Genomic DNA, 3,406 nt, shown 5'->3' on the forward strand with positions numbered 1-3,406 from the left:
GCCGTGGACTTCGTGCCTACGGCGCTGGAGAAGGCGCGGGCCAAGGCGGGCGCCGAAAACGTCAACTTCGTCCAGGCTGACGTCAGGCAGTTGCGTCAGACCGGACTCAGTGGACCTTTTCAGCTCATTGTCGACAATGGCTGCCTGCACAACATGAACGACGACGACCGCGACTCGTACGTCCGCGAGGTCAGTGCCGTGGCGGCGCCCGACGCGCGGCTGTTGATCGTGGCCTTCATTCCTGGCGGACGATTCGGAGTGCGCGGCATCGACCATGCCGAGATGGAACGACGGTTCGCATCCGGCTGGACACTGGTGTCCGCCGGCGACGAGCAGGAGCTCGACCGCGAGAAAACTCCGACGCGGTACTACCTTTTTCAGCGCCGCCGCTAGGAATACCGTCAACGTCATGGCTTCTCGACACACGTTATTTCGGGTCTTCTACGCGATCGGGTTTACTCCGTGGGATGGTCATCCGCTTTCGACAATGGTGCGTGAACTCGTTGAGGGAATCGACAAGCTGCCGCCAGGATCGGCACTCGACGTCGGATGCGGCACCGGAGATTCGTCGATCTACCTGGCCCAACACGGATGGCAAGTCACTGGAGCTGACTTCACCCCGAAGGCGCTGGATAAGGCGCGTGCCAAGGCCCGCGCCGCGGATGCTGCGGTCGACTTCGTCCACGCTGACGTCACGCATTTGAGCCAGGCGGGGATCAGCGGGCCCTTCGAGTTGATCGTGGACAACGGCTGCTTCCACGGCATGAGCGATGGCGATCGTGACCTCTACGTCAAAGAGATCAGTGCGGTGGCCGCACCAAACGCACGGCTGCTCATGATCGCCTTCAAACGCGCCGGCGGAATTGGGCCACCAGGAGTCGACCAGGCGGAGATCGAGCGTCGATTCACGCCCGCATGGTCGCTACTGTCGGCGGCCGATGAACCGCGATGGACGCCTCAGGGTGGACTCACTGGCAGATTCGCGGCCCGATTCGAGGCCCGCAGCTACGTATTCCAGCACCAGCCCTAGTGCGCGCGCAGGAACTTAGGTCAGCGAGTCCGGGGGCAGGAACCGGTCGCCGTACTTGGCCGCAAGCTCGCGGGCCCGCGCGACAAAGGCTTCCTTGCCCGTACCGGTCGCACCCTGGTAGCCGACGATGTACTGGGCGCTGCCACCGGTCCACGGCGGAAAGCCGATGCCCATGATCGAGCCGATGTTGGCGTCGGCGGTCGACGTCAGCACGCTTTCATCAAGGCACTTCTGGGTTTCCAGCGCCTCGGCGAACAGCATCCGGTCGATCATGTCCTGCAGCGGCGGCTCCGCGGAACCGGATTTGAATGTCTCGCGCAGACCCGGCCACAGCTGGGTGCGCTTGCCGTCGACGTATTCGTAGAAGCCGGCACCTTTCAAGCGGCTGGGCCGGCCGATCTCGATCATCTTCTCGACGACGGCCTCGGCCGGGTGCGGCTCGTACTTGCCACCCGCGTCTTCGATGCCCTTGCGGCTCGCGACAGCGATCTTGTGCATCAGCTCGAGGTTCAGCTCATCGGAGAGCTGCAGCGGCGGCGCCGGGTAACCGGCCTGCGAACCGGCGTGCTCGATGCTGGCCGGCTCCACGCCCTCGCCCAGCATCGCCAGCGCCTCGTTGACGAAGGTGCCGATCACACGGCTGGTGAAGAAGCCGCGGCTGTCGTTGACGACGATCGGGGTCTTGCCGATGGCCAGTGTGTAGTCGAACACACGGGCCAGCGCCTCGTCAGAGGTCTTCTCGCCCTTGATGATTTCGACCAGCGGCATCTTGTCGACCGGCGAGAAGAAGTGGATCCCGATGAAGTCCTCCTGCCGCTTCACACCGGTCGCCAGACCGGTGATCGGCAGCGTCGAGGTGTTCGATCCGAGCAGTGCGTTGGGTTCGACGACGTCTTCGATCTCCTGGAACACTTTGTGCTTGAGGTCCTGGTTCTCGAACACCGCCTCGATCACGAAGTCGACGCCCTTGAAGTCGGCGGGGTCGGCCGACGGCGTGATGCGGTCCAGCAGCGCCTTGCTCTTCTCCTCGGTGGTCTTGCCACGCTGAAGTGCTTTGGCCTCAAGCTTTTCCGAGTAGTTCTTGCCCTTCTCGGCGGCCTCGAGGCTGACGTCCTTGAGCACCACGTCATAGCCGGCCTTGGCCGACACATAGGCGATACCGGCGCCCATCATGCCCGCGCCCAGCACACCGATCTTGTTTATCTTGACCGGCTCGATGCCGTTCGGACGCGAACCACCGCCGTTGATGTGCTGCAGGTCGAAGAAGAACGCCTGAATCATGTTCTTGGCGACCTGGCCGGTGACCAGAGAAGTGAAGTACCGGCTCTCGATGCGGCTGGCGGTGTCGAAGTCCACCTGCGCGCCCTCGACGGCCGCGTCCAGGATGGCCCGCGGCGCCGGCATCGGCGCGCCCTTGAGTTGCTTCTTCAGCAACGCCGGGAACGACGGCAGGACGCCGGCCAGCGCGGGGCTGGCCGGAGTGCCGCCAGGCATCTTGTAGCCCTTGACATCCCACGGCTGGACGAAAATACGGTCGGGGTTGTCCTTGAGCTCCTCTTTTATCCAAGCCTTCGCCCTCGGCACCAGTTCGTCGACCGAGCCGACGAGCTCGTCGACCAACCCGATCTCCTTGGCCTTGTCCGGCTTGAAGCGGGTGCCCTGCGACAGGATGTTCATGAACGCGGTCTGGATGCCGAACATCCGCACGGTGCGCGTCACGCCGCCGCCACCCGGCAGCAGGCCCAGCGTCACCTCGGGCAGACCGACGACCAGACCCTTGACGTCCGCGGCGATCCGGTGATGACACGCCAGCGCGATCTCCAGGCCGCCGCCAAGCGCTGCACCGTTGATCGCGGCCACCACCGGCTTGCCCAGCGTCTCCAGGGCACGCAGATCGCGCTTGACCGATTCGACGGTGTCGAACGCCTCGCCGGCGTTCTCCGGGCCGAGTTTGATCATGCCCTTGAGATCACCGCCGGCGAAGAAGGTCTTCTTCGCGCTGGTGATAACCACGCCGGTGATCGAATCCTTCTCCGCGACAAGGCGTTCGACGGCATTGTGCATGGACTCGGCGTAATGCTCGTTCATCACGTTCGCCGACCCGGTGGGGTCATCCAACGTCAGCGTAACGATGCCGTCGGCGTCCTTGTCCCAAGCAATGGTGTTCTCTGCCATGGTCTTAAACCCTCTCAATGATCGTCGCGACGCCCATGCCGCCGCCGATGCACAACGTGACCAGCGCGCGGCGCGCGTTGCGGCGCTCGAGCTCGTCGACCATGGTGCCGGTGATCATGGCGCCGGTGGCGCCGAGCGGGTGGCCCATCGCGATGGCGCCGCCGTTGACGTTGAGCTTCTCGTCGGGGACGTCGAGGTCCT

The 3,406-nt window shown here is 64.3% G+C and carries 3 protein-coding genes and 1 pseudogene; 2 read left to right on the plus strand and 2 right to left on the minus strand.

The window, feature by feature from the left end; all coding sequences use genetic code 11:
* A partial coding sequence (locus WBF82_RS05820; protein WP_424382131.1) for a class I SAM-dependent methyltransferase occupies positions 1–393 on the plus strand: 393 nt, incomplete at its 5' end.
* Positions 394–409: 16 nt separating this feature from the next.
* On the plus strand, positions 410–1,030 hold the full coding sequence (locus WBF82_RS05825; RefSeq protein ID WP_424382132.1) for a class I SAM-dependent methyltransferase: 621 nt from the start codon (positions 410–412) through the stop codon (positions 1,028–1,030).
* Between the two features lie 15 nt (positions 1,031–1,045).
* Here WBF82_RS05825 and WBF82_RS05830 read toward each other — a convergent pair whose 3' ends face one another.
* On the minus strand, positions 1,046–3,205 hold the full coding sequence (locus tag WBF82_RS05830) for a 3-hydroxyacyl-CoA dehydrogenase NAD-binding domain-containing protein (protein WP_424382133.1): 2,160 nt from the start codon (positions 3,203–3,205) through the stop codon (positions 1,046–1,048).
* 4 nt (positions 3,206–3,209) lie between these two features.
* Positions 3,210–3,406 (minus strand): annotated as a pseudogene (locus tag WBF82_RS05835) (acetyl-CoA C-acyltransferase); the annotation flags it as partial.

Source organism: Mycobacterium sp., from assembly GCF_049673265.1.
GTDB lineage: Bacteria > Actinomycetota > Actinomycetes > Mycobacteriales > Mycobacteriaceae > Mycobacterium.